This is a genomic window from Peribacillus sp. P4_D6 (assembly GCF_056401795.1).
In genome coordinates this window covers 39,060-59,854 of the sequence record NZ_JBFUIQ010000021.1, presented here as the reverse complement: position 1 = coordinate 59,854, position 20,795 = coordinate 39,060, and the positions used below count along the sequence as shown (strand labels likewise).

The window sequence follows — 20,795 nt, the reverse complement described above, 5'->3', positions numbered from 1 at the left end:
ACGTCCAACACCATGTCCTGTAAGGTTTTTGATAACCGTGAATCCATGCTGTCTCGCTGTTTCGAACACCGCTTTTCCGATTCTGCTTTTTTTGGAACCGGGTTTTGCTTTCTTAAGACCCGCTTCAAATGCCTTTTTGGCGACGTCGCATAATTTCGTTAATACTTCTTCTCCTTCGCCTACTACAAATGAGATTCCTGTATCTGCGAAATAACCGTTCTTTGAAGCGGATACATCTATATTTACTATATCCCCTTCACGAATAACCCGATCACCCGGAATGCCATGTGCCACTTCATCATTTAGGCTGATGCAAGTATAGCCAGGAAAATCATATTCACCTTTTGGAGCTGAAACTGCACCCGCTTTTTCTAAACGTTCCCCGGCTATATCATCAAGTTCTTTGGTCGTTATGCCCGGAATTGTTCTTTGTACCAATTCATCTCTAATGGAGGCAATAATTTTGCCAATTTCCTTCAAACCATTAAAATCATCTTCTGTTTTTGCAATCATTTTTTTCTACCTCATTATCTTTTATCATCAATAAACTATATAAGCATTATTATACCCTTTATTTTAGCGAAAAATAAAAGCAATGTACATAATTGGGTACGATGCCCCTCTCTTCTCCCTACTTTTATTCTCATTCAAATATCCAACTTAATTGAAACATCTTAAATCGTTCTTCAACTATACTCCCTCTATAAACATTGATGTATCAACGGTTTGCACCACTCGATATATTAGGGAATTTTTTTTTTTAATCTGCCCCAATAGTTCCATAAAAAAAAGCTGCCTTAAAGGCAGCTCCGATCTTCAGCTAACGCACCTGTTAGGTTGCATAAGACTTATTGAAGAGTTGACGCAAATGAGACGGTATGAAAATTAATTATATGAGTTCGATCTGCTTTGTTTCTTATGTTGGGATAAACGATTAAGTCCACTAATGAGGTAGTACAGAAAGAAGTAACCAAAAAGAATAATGGTAGGTACTATATTGGTGAAGATATTTATAAAAATAAAACCTAAAATGAGAAAAGTTAAAGAAACTATAAAATTAAATTTATAACTTTTATTACTAATCAATAAAATCACCTCTAACTAATTTTACCATTAAGAAACTTTTTTGGAAATAATCCGCACAGTCCGAAGACAATATACTTGTTGAACGATCCTGCCCCCCTTTATCTCCAAAAGAAAAGCTGCCTTATAGACAGCTCCAATCTTCACAAAGGCACTTGTTAGCTGAAAAAGCCGGTTACTTTCCGGAGTTCTCATCAACCGTTTTTCGTTTATGTTTTTCATTAATGATCTTTTTATTAAATATCTTAACTTCTCCAACCATTAGTAACCTCATATCCTCTACAATATACTTGGCTAACTCTTGGTCAGTGATGTCATCTCCATCAATATCAAGGCGGAATTCCTGCCCTTGAAGCCCACCGCCATTAGTAAACTTGATTTCAAAGTCAAATTGAACTCTTTTATCCATTTGAACCCTCCTCATATTGATTGATACTGAATTGCATTGATATATAAACCTTTTGGCGACACAGGGTTTTTACACCTTTCACAGTTCCCACTAGACATATTCCAGACAAAAAAACCATTCCCTTCTTCAACTAACTGCCCCGATCATTTCATAAATAAAAAGAGCTGCCAATTTCAATAATAGATTCATTAGAAAAACTTGGAATTTAAGTTGTTGTATATTAAGATAGTAAATGGTTAATATTTTCCATTATATAGGAGGAGACATATGAAAAAGAGAATTCTACATACGGTACTTTCGATTGCTGTAGGAGCAGGGATACTTTCCGTTGGTGATGTTCCTGCCCAAGCAAAGAGTCAAAATCAGGAGCTGAATGACTCATACGCAATAGCCTTTAAAGGTGGATTACCAGAAAATTATCAAGAGGTAATACGGAAAGCCGGTGGTAAAATAACCAAAGTCCTTCCCGAGGTTGGCGGAATAGAAGCTCAATCGGACGAGCCTTCTTTTCTTAAAAACCTAAAAGCTCATTCTTCAATAGAAGCTGCTAACAGAGAAATCCCCCTAACCTTAGACAAAACARCAGTCAGCCCTTATAACTATGGATCCAGTATCATCAGCCAGCAAAATTCTGAGAGTTATTGGGACTCCCAATGGGATATACAAAGGGTGACCAACGACGGGAAATCATATGATTTAGAAACAGGCGGATATAAAAATAAAGATGGAAGCATGACTCATAAAGCAGTGGTGGGAGTGATTGATACCGGAATTGATGAGTCTCATCCTGACTTAAAGAATAATAATTTAGGCGGACGTAACCTTGTTCCTGCTGGAATGGATGAATCTGAAACAGGTGATCCCACTGATATTAAAGATCGCAATGGGCATGGCACTCACGTTGCCGGGATCATTGGCGCAAATGGTAAAGTAAAGGGTGTAGGGCCGAATTTAGGAATCAGATCCTATCGCGCATTATACTCAGAGCAAGCCCTTGGATTACCAACTTGGATTATAGATGGAATTATTGCAGCAACAAATGACAAGGTAGATGTTATTAATATGTCTCTACGTTTCTATAATAATAACAAAATGACAATTGAGGGAGAAAGTTATAAATCGATCGCTGAAACGTTACTTTGGAAAAGAGCCATTCAATATGCAGTAAAGAATGGAGTAACTGTAGTGGCCGGCAGTGGTAATGAAAGTTTAAATTTAGATGATAAGAAGGAAGTTAACGAATTTTTAAATAAATTGTATGAACCATATGGTATGAGCGTGAAAGGGCCTGCAACCGTGGTACCGGCACAGCTGCCAGGAGTCATTAATGTATCTGCCTCCACAAAATGGTCAACTCAACAGCTTGCTTTCTACTCTAATTATGGAAACAGTGCCATTGACGTGGCAGCACCCGGAGGGGATTTCGGGCCTGAATATGCAGAAACCAATGACCCTGCGGCGGCTGATCCAAGTAACTTAATCCTTAGTACTTGGCCTACCTATTTAGGTACTTCATATGAGTTTAATGCTGGTACTTCCATGGCCACACCTCAAGTAGCTGGAATTGCAGGGGTTATTAAGGCAGCTCATCCGGAGTATAAACCAGACCAAGTAACAGCTCGCATTAAGCAAACAACTCTTGACTATGGAAAGAAAGGACAAGATGCTTTATTTGGCTCAGGAGAAGCAAATGCATATAGAGCATTAGAAAATATAAAGAAGTAGCCTATATTTCTGAAATATTAAGGTTCATGATCAGAATCTGTAACCTGAACAGTAATTGGGAAAAATATATCCATAATAAAAAAGGCTATATGCCCGAAATATCAAAAACGGAAACACATAAAATGCGTGAAGCCATATTCTAATTAACACAACTCACCAGTTAAAATTCATCCCCAACTTAATTGTTGGGATTTTTTTGTTTTTTCGCTTAATTACAAATTCTAGTCCAAGTAAAAAAACATTTTCCAATTTGTGATTGGAACGATCCTGCCCTTTATTTTCATAAGTAATGGCAGCCGGCTAGCCTCACCTTTTTATGATTTTGGCAATCTTGAAAATTCCAAAGCCGCAAAGAATTATGAGACCCATTATTATAATTGGTATCAAAATATTAAATGACATTAAATCATCTCCCTTTAAATTATGTAAGTCATTCTTATATCCATATAATACCACACCAAAAACATCTACTTATTGAGCTAACGGTACACAAACCTTTTTTTAATTCTATAAAAAAAGGAACTGCTTTCACAGTTCCCCTTTTTTATTTTCCCAATGAACAACTAGAGCCAGTCTGCACTTTCATCAGCAGACCTTTGGAGGTCATTCATAAAAACACTTGCATGATACCCATCACAAACTGCATGATGAATTTGCAACGAAACAGGCAAGAACCATTCATCTTTTATCTGTGAATATTTCCCCCCGGTTATAATGGGTAAGAGAAAATCGCCGCCGCCATTATTAATATTTAAATTAAATGCTGTAAAAGAACTCCAAGGGATCATGGATATCGGAATATGATTATCTGGTATAGGGGTCTTTGGAAATAAACCACCCGTACCATTGTATTCTTCTACATCTTTTTCATACTGGGAATGGAATTCAGAAAACCTACTTTCATTCGGTGACCAGATGCTAGAAAATGTGTATGTCTTCTTATCAAAAATTGTATAAGAAGGCAAAATTTCTGACCAATAACCTAAATTCCCTTCTTGGTTAAAACTGGTTCTAAATTCTCGATGGGAATTAACTATTTTTGTAACCATGAAAATAAACGCGGGATATAACTTATAATTTTTCTTCTTTAAGTTTTCCATAAGAACAGTAATATTCATTTCATTCGTTATACTGAATGTTGTTTGTTGTTGTAAATAGTGTTCAAAGTACTCTTTTCGAACCCAATTTTCACGATCAATCATATTGAATTTCATATACAACGCCTCCTAATGTGTTTTATTTGATTTAGGAGGCTATTTCCTCTGCTTTTTTCATGACAGTCATCCTTTTTTAAAAGAATTTGTACCCCAACATTATTAAATATTCCCAGACTAAAATCAACTTACAGAGATTACTTTCTTTAACGATCCTGCTCCGTTAGCCATCCATGCAGCGCAAAATCGGTGCTGCACCACAGAGAATGAAAATGGGGTTCAGGGTCAATTATGTTTAATGGCTGGCGAAGAAGGTCGTTGAACTATGGTACCTTTGAGCCCATCCGTTAGTCTGACTCCGACGACCACGGTGTACCACCGACTGTCGCGCCCTTTATGGGTAGCACTCATGGGAGATTAATCCTTTTTTGGTCGTCGCGCTAGCCTCTACTTAATTGGCTATAATTGGAGGTTTTTGTTTAACGATTTACCAAACTCAATCAGATCACTCATAAGGCCCAGCCCTTTTTTAAAAAGCGTTTTTACTGGATCTGTTGTGGTTTTTTCTGGCCGCCAATTGCGGCCCTCTATGGCGCTAAAGCACCCTTTAGTTTAAGTACAATAATTAACAGACTTAAACTAATTTCTTCTTTTTTGATAAAAGAAGCTGCCGATTAGCAGCTAAATTCACTGCAACTCCCTTCAAGTTAGACACCGAAGAAGAACGAAAAAACACCTAATATAATAAGAACTATTAGTAAGTTATTAAAAGAATTATTTTTTTAATAATAATACGTATTTTCCTTATACTTGCGCATATTAAAAACAATAATATTGAAAGCGAGATGGATACGTATTGTCTAAACAAGGGATGCAAAACAAGGATCAAACGAGAAAGCAAATCGAGAAACAGGATAAAAGAAATGATGTTGAACTAGGTAATGAATTTCAAATTGGAAACACAAGTTCACAGAGCTCAAAAAAAAGTGGACGTCAAGTAAATAAAAAATAATCCCCATCTTTCGGGGTTATTTTTTCGATTTATAAACTTTTTTAAAATGTTGAGAATGACAACATTGTCATTTATTTTTACACCCCAAAATATAAAACCCTGTCCTAAAATCAGGACAGGGTTAACTTAAAGTTAGATGAACACACTTCCTCCAACTTAAAACCATTACAATAAAGCCTATATACCTCTATTTCACATAAAATTACTGCTGCACTATCTGAATAAGGTTGCCGCATGTATCATCGAAGACAGCTATTGTGCTTTCGCCCATTTTTGTCGGCTCCATCGTAAACTTCACGCCGTTTTCCAATAGCCGTTTGTACTCATTATGAATATCTGCGACGCCAAACATTGTTGCTGGGATGCCATCGGCTACTATCTTCTTTTGATATTCCTTTGCGGCAGGATGCTCATTCGGTTCGAGTAAAAGCTCGGTACCGTCGTGATCATCGGGAGAAACAAGCGTAATCCACCTGAATTTCCCCATGGGAACGTCATGCTTTTTTACAAATCCCAGCTTCTCTGAATAAAATTCCAGTGCCTTGTCTTGGTCTTCTACGAATAAACTGGTAACAATGATTTTCATAATCTTTTGCCTCCTTTAATATTTACCACGCTGGTGCTCTGCATACAATTTGGCTCCAAGCCGAAAAACCCACACATTCTTCAGAAGCCTGTTCCGATTTTATAAAATTACTCTATCCATCCTTTCAGCAAGTTTTTAAGTGGTTCGTTGTTGAACATTAGTACTCGATATTTTCCCTTTCGTTTTGATTTTACGAGTCCTGCATCTTCCAATGCAGCTAGATGTTTAGCGATAGCCTGTCGCGAAATGGCAAGGTCGTGCTTCGTAATGAGACGTACCGTAAGTTCATACAACGTCAGCTCGTTGCGTTCAGATAGTTCGTCCAATATCAGCCGCCGAGTCGAATCGCCGAGTGCTTTGAATATAGCGTCTTTATCCCACATACATCGATTATAAGCAACTCTATGGTTGCATGTCAACAAGTATAAGCAACTGTATAGTTGCTTGTCAATGGCACCTATTCCTGATGGACGAAAGCTACAAATACATATGTTGATCTATTATTTCCATCATCAGGCTCCATCATGTATAACCCCAACACTCATTCATTTCCCATAATTGCAGACAATTTAAGTATTGGTTTTGGTTTTTCACCTTAATCCGCCCCGTCACGTAACGCACTCCATCAGATTCCTTACGCTCCTGCGGAAAGTGGTGCATTGCCTTATCAGATTCCCCCTGCCTAAATTGGTACTAACGGACAGTTCTAATCATATTCTTATTAAAGAAAACAATAAGAAGGGGGGCAAAATCAGTTGATAAAAGTGAAGGTTGGTTTACGGCCCATCGTAAGTAAGATAAATTTACCTACTGTTTTGAAAACGACTATACTTCCGGGTGACTCCATTGAAAGATTATTTATTGCAACCCAGGTAGGAGAGATTTTTTACATAGGAAACGGAGAGATAAGGACTTTTTTAGATATTCGCCCGCGAATCCTAAAACTAGGTGCTTCTGGCGGCGGATATGATGAACGGGGATTGCTGGGGCTGGCGTTTCATCCCGAATTTTATTATAACGGCTTGTTTTATCTTCATTATTCAGTAGCTGGAACACAAGGACCAGGCGCTCTTTCTGAATCTTTTAAGCCTGACCCGTGTGATCCCAAAACGTTAAACCTAAGGTGGATGAATAGAGAAACTAAATATAACCATATTGATACAATTGAAGAATGGATTTTACAATCGAATGGTCAACCCCAAAAACGACGGACATTACTTAACTTAAGACGGCCATTTGAAAATCATAATGGGTTCAATAGTTTAAACTTTTCACCTGAAACAGGAAAACTTGTTTTAACAACCGGAGATGGCGGATCAGGCTATGATCCATTTAACTTAAGCCAGGATGATCTCGAAATCGCCGGTAAAATAATCGAAATGGATGTAGGCAAGAATCTATACATCAATAATCCACCCATTGTCACACGTTTTAATGAACTTCCCACACCCATTCAGGAAACGCTCATGGTAATGGCCAAAGGGGTGCGCAATATACCAGGCATTTCATTTCAAAGATTTTATAATCAGTATATTAAGTATGCGGGAAATGTCGGACAGCGTTTGGTCGAGTCGATTTATTCATTCGTTCAGTATAAACCAATACCGGTTACTCAGCTTATTCAAGCTTATTCCATGAATTCCGAACCTGACAAAGAAGGATTTATTAACTTTGGCTGGCGAGGTTGGGAAGGTGCTTTTCCTGCTTCGATTATCAGAAGATGCACGAATAATCCGGCTTTGAATGAGAAAATAACTGCTTATTACAATGAAGCAGCTGCGCTTTCAGGGAGCCGTCTTCAGCCTTTGACTAGTTATTTTCATGAAGATTCCAGACCCGATAAGTTTGGAGGAACTGCACTTACAGGGGTGCAAGCCTATATGGGGGAAAGAATCCCTGCTTTGACAGGAAGCGTTGTGTTTACCGATCTTGCCCGGAAAGAATCTCAACCTCAGGTAAGAGGKGCTTTAGCTTATACCACCGTAAGACCAAATGGTGAACAAAATGATTTTAGTGTGATACAGACCGATTATGATTTTGGGTCTCAATCAGCTTATTATGTTAATTTAGGAACGAACCTGGATCAAACCAGACTATATTTAGGGGTCTATGGCTCTATGAAAGTGACTGATTTTAACCAAGGTACGATTTTTGAAATCGTTGAATCCTAACTTTCAAATTCTACTTAATCATGAAAAACCGAGTGTTGGGGACTCACTGTACTTTAATCATTTTTAATCTTTTAAAAATGATTAAAGCCATTTCAACCCAAAACCAGCTATAAATGAAAGCGAATAAAAAGCCAGTTATCAGAAATGGAAAGGAAACAGGCACGGCTGGACCTAAAACCGGAAAGTGAAAAATAAATAGCAGACTCATAATTCCTGACATTAAAAGAATGGCACCAACAGCAATAACACTTAATCTCTTCCTAAAAAAGAAAAAAGATGCCCCTATGCCAAGACCCAACAATCCTGTTGTAAAAGGAAATACAATGAGTTCAGTTGGCTGTAGGATGAATAACAACATGATTGTCAAAAGGTAGGTCATCACTCCAAATGGAATGGAAAACATGGAACCTAACAGAATAGGTGCAGTGGCTAGCGAACTTATAAAATATCCGATACCTGGTAAAAAGCCACCAGCAGCCTGTAGAATGGCAGCAATGCAAGCAAAAATGGACACTAAAATGAGCTTCATCGTTCTATTATGTTTATTGAATAGGATTTGAGATAAACGAACCTCATCAGAAATAGGTTTAAAAAAATACACATTTCCACCTCATTCTAAATGGTTTATACGTTACCCTACATTATATTTACCATTCATTAGAGGTGGAACAATTATTAATGAACCACCATCTATATCCTGAAATGAAAAATGATTTTCCTTTGCCTAATAAAAAAACAAGGCCTTATTTGGCCCTGCCTTTTATTCGACTATCACTTTCCCAACCATTCCTTCCTGGAAATGGTACCGGCATATCAGTTCATATGTCCCCGGCTGTTTCGGTTGCACGGTAATGGTTTTTTCTTTACCTGCCTGGACCTCTGCGTCAATTCCGAGCTTTTCCACTGTGAAGGTGTGCTCTTTCTTACCTTTGTTTTTCAAAATCAACGTTGTGGCTGTTCCATTCGGAATAGTGATGGCTTCCGGATTAAAGAAATCATCGTTCAACTTGACCTCAATCGATTTCACCGCAGGCTGAGCTACAACACGGGATTCGGCAGATACGCCGAATGATCCTAGAGATGTCACAACGACAACCGTTGCAAGCATAACGACCAATCCCGTTACCCACTTTTTCACTGACATTCGCAATCCCTCCTTCCCTTACCCTATCTTTTTCTAATTCATAAAATATTATTACTATTAATTTGGTTACAGTGCGCGTTCAAATAGGTGAAAAGAAAAAGATCGCCACTAATGACGATCTTCTGGAGTCCAATCTTATGATTTTGCATCATAGTCTTTTTGACATTTTACCATTATAAATTTAAATAGAAGGAAGATACACTCTCCATTCTTTCCAAGCTTTAAGATAGCCACTTAAGTCATGCGGATGAACTCTAATACAAACGCCTATACGTGTGTTAGATATGCATAAATTTTTGTGGTTTCACTTTTTCATGGCCCATTAAACTTTGAACCCCTTCTAGAGGCGCCCATGAACCTATTATGCTATGCTATTTATAGACTTACAAAGGGGGAATTATGTACATGTCATTTTTTGATAAAATGAAAGCAAGCATCGGAATCGGTGCGGCGAAAGTGGATACAAAATCAGAAAAAGATTCATACAAACAAGGAGAAACGGTAAAAGGGAACGTGTTTGTCCTTGGCGGAAACACCCAACAAGAAATCAATGGGCTGTACATCCATGTGATGACACAGGTTTTGAGGGAACAGGATGACCGTAAGTATTTAGATGATGTTACCCTTTACAAAATAAAGGTTTCGGATGCATTCGTCATTGAAAAAGGCGAAGAAAAGGTGATTCCGTTTTCCTTGCAACTTCCGTACGAAACGCCAATCACGATAGGGGACGTGTCTGTGTGGATGAAGACGGAAATGGATGTGACGTTCGCATTGGACCCTAAAGATAACGATTATATAAACGTATTTGGAAATGAAACAGTCAGTAGCTTCCTAAAAGCAATCGAATCATTAGGGTTTTACTTGAACAAAGTGAAAAATGTACCCTTCAAACGTAGCAAAACGGGTGTCTTTCAGGAATTCGAATACAAGCCAAAGGGCGGTCCATTCCAAAGAAGCCTTGATGAGGTTGAAATCGGATTCGTCGCGGACGCTCAATCCGTAGATTTATTCATCGAAGTGGATAGAAAAGCAAGAGGACTTTCTGGGTTTTTGGAAAGTGCAGCAGGAATGGATGAATCCAAGATCCGAGTGCAATACAAACATTTCCAAAAAGAAAGTGTAGAAACAGCCAAGGAAGAACTGATGGATATACTATCCCGTTATTCTCGATAAATTGGATTTGCTTATCTGCCTTATATAAACCCCAACATCAGTTAAGATCATACCTGTTTCTCTCCAATCTATACCGTATTAATAGACAGTATAGTCAAAAGAATAACTATTATACTAGATTAGTAGAGTTCTCATTAAACAGTAACACCTGTTAGTTCATTAAAGGCTGTCGAGGGTTTCTCAACAGCCTGAGCCAATCACTGTATTAATGATCAGCTTTTTTCTTACCAGAATCTCCAAATAACCAAAGTAAAAGTGAAAGAGATGCTACGAAATAGAATGCGTATGCTACATTCCCTAACCAATGTATCGTTTGTCCCCTGAAGTATTGCAGACCAGAGCTTGCAAGATACTTAAGTATGATACCCACTATACAAATAATGAAGAATCTTTTCTTTGTTATTGCCATAAATTCAAACCACTCCTATTCTTTGGCTGGCAATCCAACTAAACATCCGCTATTTTTTTATGATTATAACAATAAATGAACTTTTTCCTTGTTAAACTAATCTGCCCCGATAGTTGCATAGCTCTAATCGTCAGCTAACGCACCCGTTAGTTCGTTAAAGCTAGTTTTTATTTGTGATTTTTTAATATTTGAACCTCTTCTTCTAGTATCGATTTTTTGTTGAAGTTCTTTCTTAGGTTCTAAAATTCTTCGACCTAATATAACGAGGAAGCCGGTAATAACAATAACTCCCCAGCAGAAGCTATAATCAAAATCAAAGCAATGTCAAACATAAAAACAACTCCTAATTTATTTTCTATATTGCAGGTAAACTACTTAATAAATCTAATCAGGTTAATTCCACCATTAAAACCTACATTCGTGTTCAACTAACCTACCCCGATAGTTGCATAAGAAAAGAAGCTGTTTCCAGCTCCATAGAGAAGTAAAGTACCTGTTAGTCGAAGAAGCAATATATTTTAATTGTGCAATTCCTCATACAATTTCTTATGATCTTTATCACGTATAATGACTTTATATGGTATTGCTTCAACGGATAATTCCTTCCTTTTTACTTCAACTACCTGTCTTGCATACTCTTCAATTCTTTCAGCTTGCTCTTCAGTCTCCTCTCCTTTGGATAATGAAGTCTTTAAAATGATTTCAAGAGGTTTTGGATGAAAGGAGTAGGCAAAACCATTTGTTTCTTTAAACTTTTTATGTGTTTCTTCCATGACTGCTGTAAAAATAGGCTGCCAACTCTGACCCTTAATTTCGTCTTCACTTTCTCTTTTGACTTCAACTTTAAACTTCTCATGCTTTTTTGCATATATTACATCATGTACATGTTTTTCTATTTGACTCTTCACTTTTTTGTAATGTTGCTCTGTTCCTTCAATCCCCACTTTAACGGTAACCTTTTTGGGGTTCGTAGATACTCCACTAGCTAAAATGGTATAACCCTTTTCTTCTACAGCCTCTTGCGTTATTGTAAGTATTTCATCTGTAAGTTTCTCTAATTCTTTATTTTTTTCACTTGGTTCAACATTATCCCGTACTTCTAGTACAACCTCAACTCCATCAATTTTATAAGACTTAGCACATTTAAAAATAATATCTTTAATTTCATCCTCATGTTCTTGTTTAAAATCTTCATCCCCTACCCAAACAGTGAATGAAGGAGGCTCGGAGGAAAAAAGCCATGACATTCCAACTTCTACTTTTCCTTCATACTCCTTATTCTCGTTTAACTTTTTAGATATCTCGTCATATAAAGCATCTAGCTTTCCTTTCCTGTCATCCGTTTCCTTCAAGCTTTGCACAATTTGATTTATGAAAGAGACTTTTGATACAACCTCTGCCATTGCAGGAGAGATAAAAGCTGAGCCAATAAATAAACCCAATAATATGATTAACGCGATTCCAGAGTATGCTAACTTTTTAATCAGACTTACTTTTCTGATACGAGTTGGTAGGATAGGATTCTTATTTCTCTCTTGGGACTCCAACTTTTCAATATCAGAAATGATTCGTTTTTTCAGTTCTTGTTTTTGTTTGGTTTTCCACAGTAGATCGGCATTTAACTTCTTTAAGGAGATATCTAAATCAGTATCTTCATATTGTTTTTTCATCCAAATACCCCTCCTTTATTAGTTGTTTTTTTAAGGCTGGAATAGCTCTAAAAAGAGTTGATTTAACTTTACTCTCAGTCCAACTCAATATCTTTGCTGTATCCTCAATCGAAAAACCTTTGATTTTTCTTAAAACGATCACCTGTCGATATGTATCTTTGATTTCCCCTAACGCTTTATATAGTTCAGATGATTCCTCTTTTATTCGAATCATTTCTTCAGGTAATGAGGTATTGTCCTTTTGAAAAAGAAATACTTCTTTAAAGAACCTGCTGGGTTTACGTTTTCTTAAAAAATCAACCGTTAAGTTGTGAGCGATACTGAATAGCCATGTTCTTTCACTGGAATGCTGTTTAAATGAATTATGATATAAGTACGCTTTTACAAAGGTATCGTGGGTCAAATCCTCTGCTTGTTGATAATCCTTAACCATCAATAAAATAAAGCTTAAAATGGATTTACTATGTTGGTCATACCAATCTGCAATTTCTAATTTTCTGTACTCCGACAAGTCTCCACCCCTCCTTTTCTTAAATTTTCAATACTTAGACGTACTAACTAAATAAAAGTTGTGTTTTTGCGTAAAAAAAATCTCTAAAAGTTTAGATTAGAGATCTTTTTGTTTTTATAGAACTGATGTTTATCAGTTGTCTTAGAAATAAGGTAAAAATCATGCTCCAAGCTCATGATTTTTACCCTAGAATAAGTTCCTCGTTAGATCAGGGAACTATCCTGCCCCGATGGTTCCATAAGAAAAAGCTGCCTTTAAAGACAGCTCCGATCTTCAGCTAACGCACCTGTTAGTTCTATAAGAAACCCTGTATGGAAACATAGAAAAGAAATGAAGAGACAACAAGGCTCATATACCCCCAAAATCCTTTTCTATCTTTTTGAAGTTCGGCTAATCCTGTAACTAACATAATTGCCCCCGAGAACAACATAGAATACGGCATCAACTCAAAATTTTCTGTAATTAGCTGATAGGCTGATAAAGCAAGAACAATTATCGCTAAAATAATTCTAACCACTTTCAAAAATATATTTCCCCCTAAAAATTAAGTTCTGCACTATTTCTTTTCAATCATACCATTTAACAACTTGTCATTTATATAAAAAATGGAAATTACTCCTTTCACTATCCTGCACCGTTACTCCGTTAGTCCCGTAAGAAAAAGCTGCCTTAAAGACAGCTACGATTTCCAGCAAACGCACCGTTACCTGCAGAATAACATGGTATAAAACTACCTCATTGCACTTCCCAACATAACCATGCCAATAAATCCATATACAACGGTAACTCCCAAACCATACAAAATTAAGTTATCTTTTTTAAATAGTCTGATCAGTTCAAAGAAAGAAATCACAATCCGTAAAACCAACAATAGTCCAAATATACATAAAAATGACATCCCGAAAGCCATTGGAATCTCTGTCACTAACCTCATACCATCAGACTCATCATTTGAGATTACTCCAATCCCCATCCCAATATAAATCCATAAAAATGACCTCAATATCAATGTAAAGAATAAAATGTAGTAACGATGAACATTAGGTGCTAAAGAAGAATCCACAGACGTTATCCATTTTATAAAATACTTGATACATAACCTACACGAAATAATAGGATGTAACCACGCAAATATAAAATCTGTTTCATCGTCCTTAACATAAGAATTCTTTCCAAATGTCATATTAATTATATTTGATTCGTTTTTCTTGTTTTTTTTCCTTTTCATCTTCAACAACCAATCTATAGTCATAGTATAAATCGATATTCTTCAATCGAAATTATAACATAAACGAGAGTAAAACCTTTTCTGTGTTAAAGAGTCATTTAGGTATAAAACAACATTACACCAACTGCGTTCACCTTCCTCAGGAATACGAAATACTTAGTTCCGAATTTTCACATTTCATTGTTGTGGAGTTTATATAGAAAAGGTGCTGCAACAACCATTATGAAATATATTTTCCATTCCTTACTTTAATGAATATGACTCTTCATTTATAAGCTCTTATAGGCCACCATCTAAACCGTCAATTTTCACCCCTCTACTCCAATCACGATCGATTTTTAATTCATTATTTGTAGTGGATATGGTTAATTCTCCTTCTTTTTCATAAATTTTAGATGAATTCTCGTCATAAACTTTAAATGTTGTTGTATATAAGTAATCTATTGTGCCATCATCATTTTTGCTTTGTTCTTCAAGTTTCACATCTTGTACTTCAATACTTTTATTAATTTGTTTGGATACCAATTCTGGTATTTGAAATTTACGGTTAGCGATTTCAGCATTATATTGTTCTTCTGTTAAATATAATTTAATCTTTTCTGCGATTTCATCAAAAATTGGGGGATTGGATGGATCTTTAATAGTATATAGTTCTTTACTATAGTTATTAAATAGTATTTCTGCCTCTTCTACTTTGACCACATTTTCCTCTTGTAGGGGTTTTTCTTCACTGTTTTCTTTGATCACATCTTTGTTACAAGCAACTGCACCAATAAACAATACAACCAAAAACAATAAACTAATAATTTTCTTTATGATAGCCACCTCATTATCTTCAAATGAATCTACACTCTACATATTCTATACAAATTATGAATTACCCTTGTTACTTTCTGTCTTTCTCATCACTCATTACAAACAAAGTACGTGCATAATAATTCTGTTTGGATTGCCCGTACTCCCACTCAAACGTAGTCTCCTCTATCCTCGTCGTAGTTTTTTATATACTCGGTGAAGTCTTTACTTGGATGTTTAGCTACATAATCCGGCTCCTGAAAAATAAACATATACTGAATGATATTTGTGACCAGATTAGAAAGGAGAAATAGCTTTGACAAAATATCGGATCATAACCTTTGATGGAGGCGGCACTTTAGGTGCTTTAAGTTTACAACTTTTGAACAGACTGGCTCGGCAAAACCCAAAATTAATTAGTCGAACCAATGTTTTTTCGGGAAATTCAATCGGTTCATTCACTGCCCTTGCGTTAGCAAGTGGAAGATCGCCGAAGGAGACACTCCAGTTTTTTAAGGATAAAATCCTGCCGGCTTTCAGCGTTTCCCGACCAGGTGGACCTGTTTTCAACCAACAATTGCCATATTCTGGTTTCATTAAAGCGGTACAAACATTTTTCCCATCAGATCTTCTCCTCAAAGACTTAAAAAGACGAATTGTTGTACCTGCATTTCATTTATTCTCACCGGAGCTGAATCGTTGGACTCCTGTGTTATTCCACAACTTTCCTGGCTCTCCCTATTTAAATGAGAAAGCGAGTGATGTAATACTAAGGAGCAGTGGTGCCCCCGCGACGCAACGAGCCTATCAAAACTACGTGGATGGGTATACAGTAGCGACCAACCCCAGTACAGCCAGTATCGCATTTGCGGTGGGGAAGGCCAAACAGCCGTTGGATCAAATTGCGGTATTATCCATTGGAACAGGTGAAGAGCCGACTCGATTAAGAAGAGATACGAAGGGATGGGGGATGGTAAGTGCAGATAACATACGTCCCGAAAATATGAAGAACCTTCCCCCAAATTGGGGAGTTCTTTTGGACCGATCTCCCAATGAACCCTTACTGCCATTTCTTCAGATTGTCGCTAGTGGATCCGGTTACTATGAATCCATGGTCAGTTCTCAGCTTCTAGGAAATCGTTTTTTTCGGTTAAATCCACGGATCCCTAATTTCTCCAAAACGGACCCTTCTGTGGTTCCAGCTCTCATTTCAATTGCTAACAAAACAAATTTAACTCCTGCAGTTCAATTTATAGAGAAAAACTGGAATTAATAAAGTTACCCCATAAACCTGATTGAATTTTTGTTTTTATTTCAAGCATTCGGATTTTTTAAAACAGCCAGAACCTGGCTGTTTTTATTTATTCAGTTCTTCTTCAACTAAACTCTCTACTAATGTAAGGAAAATATGCCAATGTACATCTCTTTAATTGAACAACCTGCCCCGTTAGTGCCATACGAAAAAGGCTGCCTCAGCAACCTTCCTTATTGAAGTAAAGCACCCGTTAGTATCTTCACAATTTTAATTTACATAAATATCATCCATTTTCCTTTAAATTAGAAGTTTTTTGTGTAAATGGGTTTAATAATTATAATAATAGGGTATTTATGATTTGGCATATTTAAAAAAAGGAGATTAAATTATGGATTTGTCACTTGATATATATAAATTAATGAAATTCATCGAAGAAAATAACGAGGATTTTGAAGATTCATTATTAAACGAAGCATCTAATGTGAAAGACAAAATTGAAGAAATATTAATGGTCGGTAATATTGACCTGATAAATAATGCCCGTAAGCTGGTTCGATACATTATTGAGGGTGAAGAACAAGAGCTTCAATCATTTGCTAAACAAGAAGGTATAGCTTGGGCGACACACGAAATACCATTAACTTTCAAATTAGAGTGGGTGCAAGCCATTCGAAGAACTTTGTGGAAGTTCCTACAAGGATATAACGAGGTAACGAATCACGTTATAAATGAAGATTTTTTTTCGGTAGAAAAACAAATAAATAATCAAGTAGACAGGTTTTTAAATGTTTTTTTTATCACATATTCTCAATACAAAGATTCATTGATAACGGCTCAAAGAGAATTGGTCGAAAATCTTTCTGTGCCAATAATCCCAATAACACCCACTATATGTATTTTGCCTTTAATTGGTGCGGTTGATCTTTACCGAACGAATATTCTAGAGGAAAAAGTTTTAATAGAGATTGGAAAATTACGTATTCAAACATTGATTATGGACTTATCTGGAATTATGGAAATGGAGACTGAGGTAATTGATCATTTAATGAGGATTATTGACGGCACTTCATTAATGGGATGTACCACAGTGATTACCGGGTTAAGAGCTGAAGTGGCTAGCAATATGATACGCTTAGGAATGAGATTAAATGAAAAGGCACAAACATTAGGAACTTTACAACAAGCGTTGAATAAATACTTAATATGTTAAATACGGAGAATCTTAGAGGAGGGTCGCTTTGCGACTCTTTTTCCTTATTCAATATATTCTGACCAACTGTCTAAATATTTTTCCTGCCTAGCAGTTATATCTTTGTATAAAAAATATAGTTAGGCATTTAATTCAACACCAATCAATTCGTTTTCTTCTTCAACTAACCTGTCCTATAGCTCCATAAAAAAAAAGCTGCCTTAAAGACAGCTCCGATCTTTAGCTAAACCACCCATTAGTTTAAGTACAGTCCTTCATATACTAACTTGTGAATAAGAAAACGAGGTGTCCCTGCTGCATTCGTTGTTCAATTCAAGCACCCTATAGTTTAAATGTGACTATTCACAAATATCCATGTTTATTCATGCCCTATTTACTTATAACGATCGATAATTTATAGTTTGCATACTTGTTTAACTCTAATAAAAATTGATTTAACGCTTCATTACTTGGAAACCTGCACTCCAAAAGATAACAGCTATCTCCACTGATTTTATAATTATTGATGACATATCCTTCCTTTGTTTGGATAAATGAGAGATAAGGTTGATGATGTGTACCTTCTATATAGATATTGATAAAGGCATACGTAAAACACCCTAATTTCGCTTGATTCACTTTAATGCTATACCCCTCAATAACCCCATTGTCCTCTAATTTCTCCACTCTAGCTGCGGCTGCCGGTCCTGTTAAGTGAACTCTCTCCCCTAATTCTTTCATCGTAATCCGGCTATTACTACATAACTCCTCTATAATTCGCTTATCTGTTTGATCCATCTGAACGTCAACTCCTTTCAAAAATAAAGTCAAACGCCTAAAACACTTTAATTTATCTGTGTATTTGAATACTGCTCATATTATACACTTAACACTGTTAGTGAACACATGAAAAGAAAGGGAGTTGTAAAGATGAAGATTACACAAATTCGAAATGCAACGATAGTTGTAGAATATGCAAATAAAAAGTTTTTAATTGATCCTATGTTAGCAGAGAAAGGTGCGTACCCGTCTTTCCCTGGTACGATTAGGCAAGATCAAAACAATCCTTCAGTGAGTTTACCAACCTTTGCTGACGATATTATTAGTGGAGTTGATGCAGTCATTGTGACTCATTTACATTTAGACCATTTTGACGAAGCAGCGCAAAGACTATTACCAAAAGATATTAAAATGTTCGTTCAAAATGAAGAAGATGCAAAGGAAGTCCAAAATACCGGGTTCCACAATGTAGAGGTATTAACAAAGGACACTGTCTTTGAAGGCATCCAATTAGTTAAAACAAGAGGCGAGCATGGAAGAGGAGAAGAACTATTAAAGCGCATGGGGGAAGTATGTGGCGTTGTCTTTAAACATCCAAGTGAAAAAACATTGTACGTAGCTGGTGATACAGTCTGGTATGAAGGTGTACAGGAAGAATTGGATACCCATAAACCAGATATTATTGTTGTCAATGGCGGAGATAATCAATTGATAGAATATGGTTCTCTCATTATGGGAAAAGAAGACATCTATGAAGTACACAAGGCGGCTCCTAATGCTAAGGTTATTTCTGTTCATATGGAAGCTGTTAACCATTGGACACTATCTAGAGAAGAATTAAAAAGCTTTAGTAAAGAAAAAGGATTCTCAAGTAAAATGTTAGTACCAGAAGATGGTGAATCCTACAAATTTTAATATGAACACCGACAAATAGTGTCACGTTCCTATTTAAAAATAAGAAATAAAAGAAGCTCATAATTATCGAAATTTAATTATGAGCTTCTTCTAATGACGATATGAAATGTTCCAAGGATGACATCCAAACATGAAAAGCTACAAGGATATTTCGTTAGGAGGTAAAGTTCATGACAATGTCAGCAAAAGATACAAATGCCTCAACACACCAGCCTATATGGTTGCAAGAATATATTGATTCACCAGAAAGACAAATACACCTTTATAAAAAAACATTAAGAATTTTGATTCTTTCACAAATCTTTGGGGGAGCAGGACTTGGAGCCGGTATAACAGTAGGAGCGCTTCTTGCACAAGACATGCTAGGGACTGAAAATGCGGCAGGAATTCCAACTGCCCTATTTACTTTAGGTTCTGCAGGAGCTGCCCTGCTTATAGGCCGGTCTTCACAACGTTTTGGCCGGAGAGCAGGACTTGCAGGTGGTTTCCTTGCAGGTGGGTTAGGTGCCATTGGTGTTATAATTGCAGCCTTAACCAACAGCATCCCACTTTTATTTATTTCTCTTTTTATTTATGGAGCTGGTACAGCGTCTAATCTACAAGCGCGGTATGCAGGGACAGACCTTGCAACAGATAAACAAAGGGCAACTGCTGCAAGCATGGCCATGGTTTCCACTACCTTGGGTGCCGTTGTTGGTCCTAACTTGGTCAATACAATGGGGGAATTTGCGGATTCAATTGGTGTTCCAACCTTGGCTGGCCCCTTTATCTTGTCAGCAGCTGCTTTTATTATTGCCGGATTATTTATCTTAATTTTACTTCGTCCAGACCCTTTGGTTGTGTCCACAGCTATTGCGAATGCTAAGAAAAAAGGCGATAGTGTACAGACAGGGACAAACTTAAAGAATGCCACCATAAACAAAAAGGGTGTTGTTGTAGGGGCTTTAATTATGATTTTGACTCAATTTGTCATGGCAGCCATTATGACAATGACACCAATTCATATGGGACATCATGGTCATGGTTTGGGAGAAGTAGGATTAGTTATAGGTTTCCATATAGCAGCTATGTATCTTCCTTCACCATTGACAGGTATACTGGTAGATAAGCTTGGACGTATTACCATGGCTGTTGCTTCTGGTGCTACACTCCTAACCTCAGGATTGGTGGCAGCTTTTGCACCCGTAGGTTCAATGCCACTGCTTACCCTGGCGTTAGTACTGCTAGGTTTGGGCTGGAACTTTGGTTTAATAAGCGGGACTGCTCTCATTATAGATTCAACGCACCCATCTGTACGTGCAAAAACACAAGGATCAGTCGATGTACTATTTGCACTGTCAGGAGCAGCTGGTGGTGGGGTATCAGGAATGGTAGTCGCTCATTCTAGTTTTGCAGCATTATCACTTTCTGGAGCCATTCTGTCACTAGTGCTTATTCCTGTAGTTGTTTGGTCTCGGAAAAGTCCAAGCAAAGAGCTATGATAGTTAGCTTAATGTAGATATATCCCTATATAGTGAAATTAAAATATCAACAAGGCAGCTTTCAGCAAGAAACTGAAAGCTGCCTTTATTCATATAGGAAGG

At 36.9% G+C, this 20,795-nt stretch carries 22 protein-coding genes; 8 read left to right on the top strand and 14 right to left on the bottom strand.

Going from position 1 to position 20,795, the window contains the following annotated elements; all coding sequences use genetic code 11:
- Positions 1-513 (bottom strand): type I methionyl aminopeptidase (map, locus tag AC1DVB_RS09770; RefSeq protein WP_477589105.1); only part of this gene is annotated, 513 nt, incomplete at its 3' end.
- Positions 514-1,258: 745 nt separating this feature from the next.
- Positions 1,259-1,492, bottom strand: a complete 234-nt coding sequence (locus AC1DVB_RS09765; protein ID WP_239859319.1) for a cyclase — start codon at positions 1,490-1,492, stop codon at positions 1,259-1,261.
- Positions 1,493-1,759: 267 nt separating this feature from the next.
- Here AC1DVB_RS09765 and AC1DVB_RS09760 point away from each other — a divergent pair, with 267 nt between their 5' ends.
- Positions 1,760-3,217 (top strand): S8 family serine peptidase, encoded by a 1,458-nt coding sequence (locus AC1DVB_RS09760; RefSeq protein ID WP_477589103.1) that lies wholly within the window; start codon positions 1,760-1,762, stop codon positions 3,215-3,217.
- Between the two features lie 563 nt (positions 3,218-3,780).
- On the opposite strand, the gene catA is transcribed toward AC1DVB_RS09760, so the two are convergent.
- Positions 3,781-4,431 carry a type A chloramphenicol O-acetyltransferase gene (catA, locus tag AC1DVB_RS09755; protein WP_477589101.1) on the bottom strand — a complete coding sequence of 217 codons (651 nt, stop codon included), beginning with the start codon at positions 4,429-4,431 and terminating at the stop codon, positions 3,781-3,783.
- 796 nt (positions 4,432-5,227) lie between these two features.
- Here catA and AC1DVB_RS09750 point away from each other — a divergent pair.
- Entirely contained in the window at positions 5,228-5,383 is a 156-nt protein-coding gene (locus AC1DVB_RS09750) for a hypothetical protein (protein ID WP_164468797.1), read from the top strand.
- Positions 5,384-5,585: 202 nt separating this feature from the next.
- Here AC1DVB_RS09750 and AC1DVB_RS09745 read toward each other — a convergent pair whose 3' ends face one another.
- Positions 5,586-5,969, bottom strand: coding sequence for a VOC family protein (locus AC1DVB_RS09745; protein ID WP_095680040.1), 384 nt, complete (start codon positions 5,967-5,969; stop codon positions 5,586-5,588).
- 107 nt (positions 5,970-6,076) lie between these two features.
- Complete coding sequence (locus AC1DVB_RS09740) at positions 6,077-6,352, bottom strand: ArsR/SmtB family transcription factor (RefSeq protein ID WP_048679554.1); 276 nt, start codon at positions 6,350-6,352, stop codon at positions 6,077-6,079.
- 372 nt (positions 6,353-6,724) lie between these two features.
- Between AC1DVB_RS09740 and AC1DVB_RS09735 the strand changes: the two genes are divergently transcribed.
- Positions 6,725-8,140 carry a PQQ-dependent sugar dehydrogenase gene (locus AC1DVB_RS09735; protein WP_477589099.1) on the top strand — a complete coding sequence of 472 codons (1,416 nt, stop codon included), beginning with the start codon at positions 6,725-6,727 and terminating at the stop codon, positions 8,138-8,140.
- Between the two features lie 43 nt (positions 8,141-8,183).
- On the opposite strand, the gene AC1DVB_RS09730 is transcribed toward AC1DVB_RS09735, so the two are convergent.
- Together AC1DVB_RS09730 and AC1DVB_RS09725 are read right to left on the bottom strand one after the other, a co-directional pair.
- On the bottom strand, positions 8,184-8,741 hold the full coding sequence (locus AC1DVB_RS09730) for a hypothetical protein (protein WP_454861776.1): 558 nt from the start codon (positions 8,739-8,741) through the stop codon (positions 8,184-8,186).
- Between the two features lie 159 nt (positions 8,742-8,900).
- Complete coding sequence (locus AC1DVB_RS09725; protein WP_377333066.1) at positions 8,901-9,284, bottom strand: cupredoxin domain-containing protein; 384 nt, start codon at positions 9,282-9,284, stop codon at positions 8,901-8,903.
- A 405-nt stretch (positions 9,285-9,689) separates the two neighbouring features.
- On the opposite strand from AC1DVB_RS09725, the gene AC1DVB_RS09720 reads away from it, so the two are divergent.
- Positions 9,690-10,460 (top strand): sporulation protein, encoded by a 771-nt coding sequence (locus AC1DVB_RS09720; RefSeq protein WP_454861779.1) that lies wholly within the window; start codon positions 9,690-9,692, stop codon positions 10,458-10,460.
- Between the two features lie 205 nt (positions 10,461-10,665).
- Here the strand turns inward: AC1DVB_RS09720 and AC1DVB_RS09715 are convergent, their stop codons facing one another.
- The 6 genes from AC1DVB_RS09715 to AC1DVB_RS09690 form a co-directional block, all read right to left on the bottom strand.
- On the bottom strand, positions 10,666-10,869 hold the full coding sequence (locus AC1DVB_RS09715) for a hypothetical protein (RefSeq protein WP_477589096.1): 204 nt from the start codon (positions 10,867-10,869) through the stop codon (positions 10,666-10,668).
- A gap of 518 nt (positions 10,870-11,387) precedes the next feature.
- The gene (locus tag AC1DVB_RS09710) at positions 11,388-12,539 is read right to left on the bottom strand and encodes a DUF4179 domain-containing protein (RefSeq protein WP_477589094.1); all 1,152 of its coding nucleotides are present in this window, start codon (positions 12,537-12,539) and stop codon (positions 11,388-11,390) included.
- A complete protein-coding gene (locus AC1DVB_RS09705) occupies positions 12,523-13,050 on the bottom strand; it encodes an RNA polymerase sigma factor (RefSeq protein WP_477589093.1) in 528 nt (175 codons plus the stop codon). The genes AC1DVB_RS09710 and AC1DVB_RS09705 overlap by 17 nt, the downstream gene beginning before the upstream one ends.
- Positions 13,051-13,345: 295 nt before the next feature.
- The gene (locus tag AC1DVB_RS09700) at positions 13,346-13,567 is read right to left on the bottom strand and encodes a DUF3953 domain-containing protein (protein WP_477589108.1); all 222 of its coding nucleotides are present in this window, start codon (positions 13,565-13,567) and stop codon (positions 13,346-13,348) included.
- A 213-nt stretch (positions 13,568-13,780) separates the two neighbouring features.
- Positions 13,781-14,278, bottom strand: a complete 498-nt coding sequence (locus tag AC1DVB_RS09695) for a hypothetical protein (protein WP_057276443.1) — start codon at positions 14,276-14,278, stop codon at positions 13,781-13,783.
- A gap of 279 nt (positions 14,279-14,557) precedes the next feature.
- On the bottom strand, positions 14,558-15,103 hold the full coding sequence (locus AC1DVB_RS09690; RefSeq protein WP_477589090.1) for a hypothetical protein: 546 nt from the start codon (positions 15,101-15,103) through the stop codon (positions 14,558-14,560).
- 286 nt (positions 15,104-15,389) lie between these two features.
- On the opposite strand from AC1DVB_RS09690, the gene AC1DVB_RS09685 reads away from it, so the two are divergent.
- Both AC1DVB_RS09685 and AC1DVB_RS09680 read left to right on the top strand, forming a co-directional pair.
- Positions 15,390-16,346 (top strand): patatin-like phospholipase family protein, encoded by a 957-nt coding sequence (locus AC1DVB_RS09685; protein ID WP_477589088.1) that lies wholly within the window; start codon positions 15,390-15,392, stop codon positions 16,344-16,346.
- 370 nt (positions 16,347-16,716) lie between these two features.
- Positions 16,717-17,538, top strand: a complete 822-nt coding sequence (locus tag AC1DVB_RS09680; RefSeq protein ID WP_048685423.1) for an STAS domain-containing protein — start codon at positions 16,717-16,719, stop codon at positions 17,536-17,538.
- 369 nt (positions 17,539-17,907) lie between these two features.
- On the opposite strand, the gene AC1DVB_RS09675 is transcribed toward AC1DVB_RS09680, so the two are convergent.
- Positions 17,908-18,315, bottom strand: a complete 408-nt coding sequence (locus AC1DVB_RS09675) for an Lrp/AsnC family transcriptional regulator (RefSeq protein ID WP_034304420.1) — start codon at positions 18,313-18,315, stop codon at positions 17,908-17,910.
- Positions 18,316-18,447: 132 nt separating this feature from the next.
- Between AC1DVB_RS09675 and AC1DVB_RS09670 the strand changes: the two genes are divergently transcribed.
- Together AC1DVB_RS09670 and AC1DVB_RS09665 are read left to right on the top strand one after the other, a co-directional pair.
- Positions 18,448-19,212, top strand: coding sequence for an MBL fold metallo-hydrolase (locus tag AC1DVB_RS09670; protein ID WP_057276446.1), 765 nt, complete (start codon positions 18,448-18,450; stop codon positions 19,210-19,212).
- A gap of 170 nt (positions 19,213-19,382) precedes the next feature.
- Positions 19,383-20,693, top strand: coding sequence for an MFS transporter (locus AC1DVB_RS09665; protein ID WP_477589086.1), 1,311 nt, complete (start codon positions 19,383-19,385; stop codon positions 20,691-20,693).
- Positions 20,694-20,795 lie beyond the last annotated feature (102 nt).

Bases quoted from the DNA above. Each gene is read 5' to 3' on its own strand.
- AC1DVB_RS09710 (WP_477589094.1), bottom strand. From the start codon at position 12,539: ATGAAAAAACAATATGAAGATACTGATTTAGATATCTCCTTAAAGAAG.
- AC1DVB_RS09675 (WP_034304420.1), bottom strand. From the start codon at position 18,315: ATGGATCAAACAGATAAGCGAATTATAGAGGAGTTATGTAGTAATAGC.
- AC1DVB_RS09720 (WP_454861779.1), top strand. From the start codon at position 9,690: ATGTCATTTTTTGATAAAATGAAAGCAAGCATCGGAATCGGTGCGGCG.
- AC1DVB_RS09680 (WP_048685423.1), top strand. From the start codon at position 16,717: ATGGATTTGTCACTTGATATATATAAATTAATGAAATTCATCGAAGAA.
- catA (WP_477589101.1), bottom strand. From the start codon at position 4,431: ATGAAATTCAATATGATTGATCGTGAAAATTGGGTTCGAAAAGAGTAC.
- AC1DVB_RS09670 (WP_057276446.1), top strand. From the start codon at position 18,448: ATGAAGATTACACAAATTCGAAATGCAACGATAGTTGTAGAATATGCA.
- AC1DVB_RS09695 (WP_057276443.1), bottom strand. From the start codon at position 14,278: ATGAAAAGGAAAAAAAACAAGAAAAACGAATCAAATATAATTAATATG.
- AC1DVB_RS09715 (WP_477589096.1), bottom strand. From the start codon at position 10,869: ATGGCAATAACAAAGAAAAGATTCTTCATTATTTGTATAGTGGGTATC.
- AC1DVB_RS09740 (WP_048679554.1), bottom strand. From the start codon at position 6,352: ATGTGGGATAAAGACGCTATATTCAAAGCACTCGGCGATTCGACTCGG.
- AC1DVB_RS09765 (WP_239859319.1), bottom strand. From the start codon at position 1,492: ATGGATAAAAGAGTTCAATTTGACTTTGAAATCAAGTTTACTAATGGC.
- AC1DVB_RS09725 (WP_377333066.1), bottom strand. From the start codon at position 9,284: ATGTCAGTGAAAAAGTGGGTAACGGGATTGGTCGTTATGCTTGCAACG.
- AC1DVB_RS09745 (WP_095680040.1), bottom strand. From the start codon at position 5,969: ATGAAAATCATTGTTACCAGTTTATTCGTAGAAGACCAAGACAAGGCA.
- AC1DVB_RS09665 (WP_477589086.1), top strand. From the start codon at position 19,383: ATGACAATGTCAGCAAAAGATACAAATGCCTCAACACACCAGCCTATA.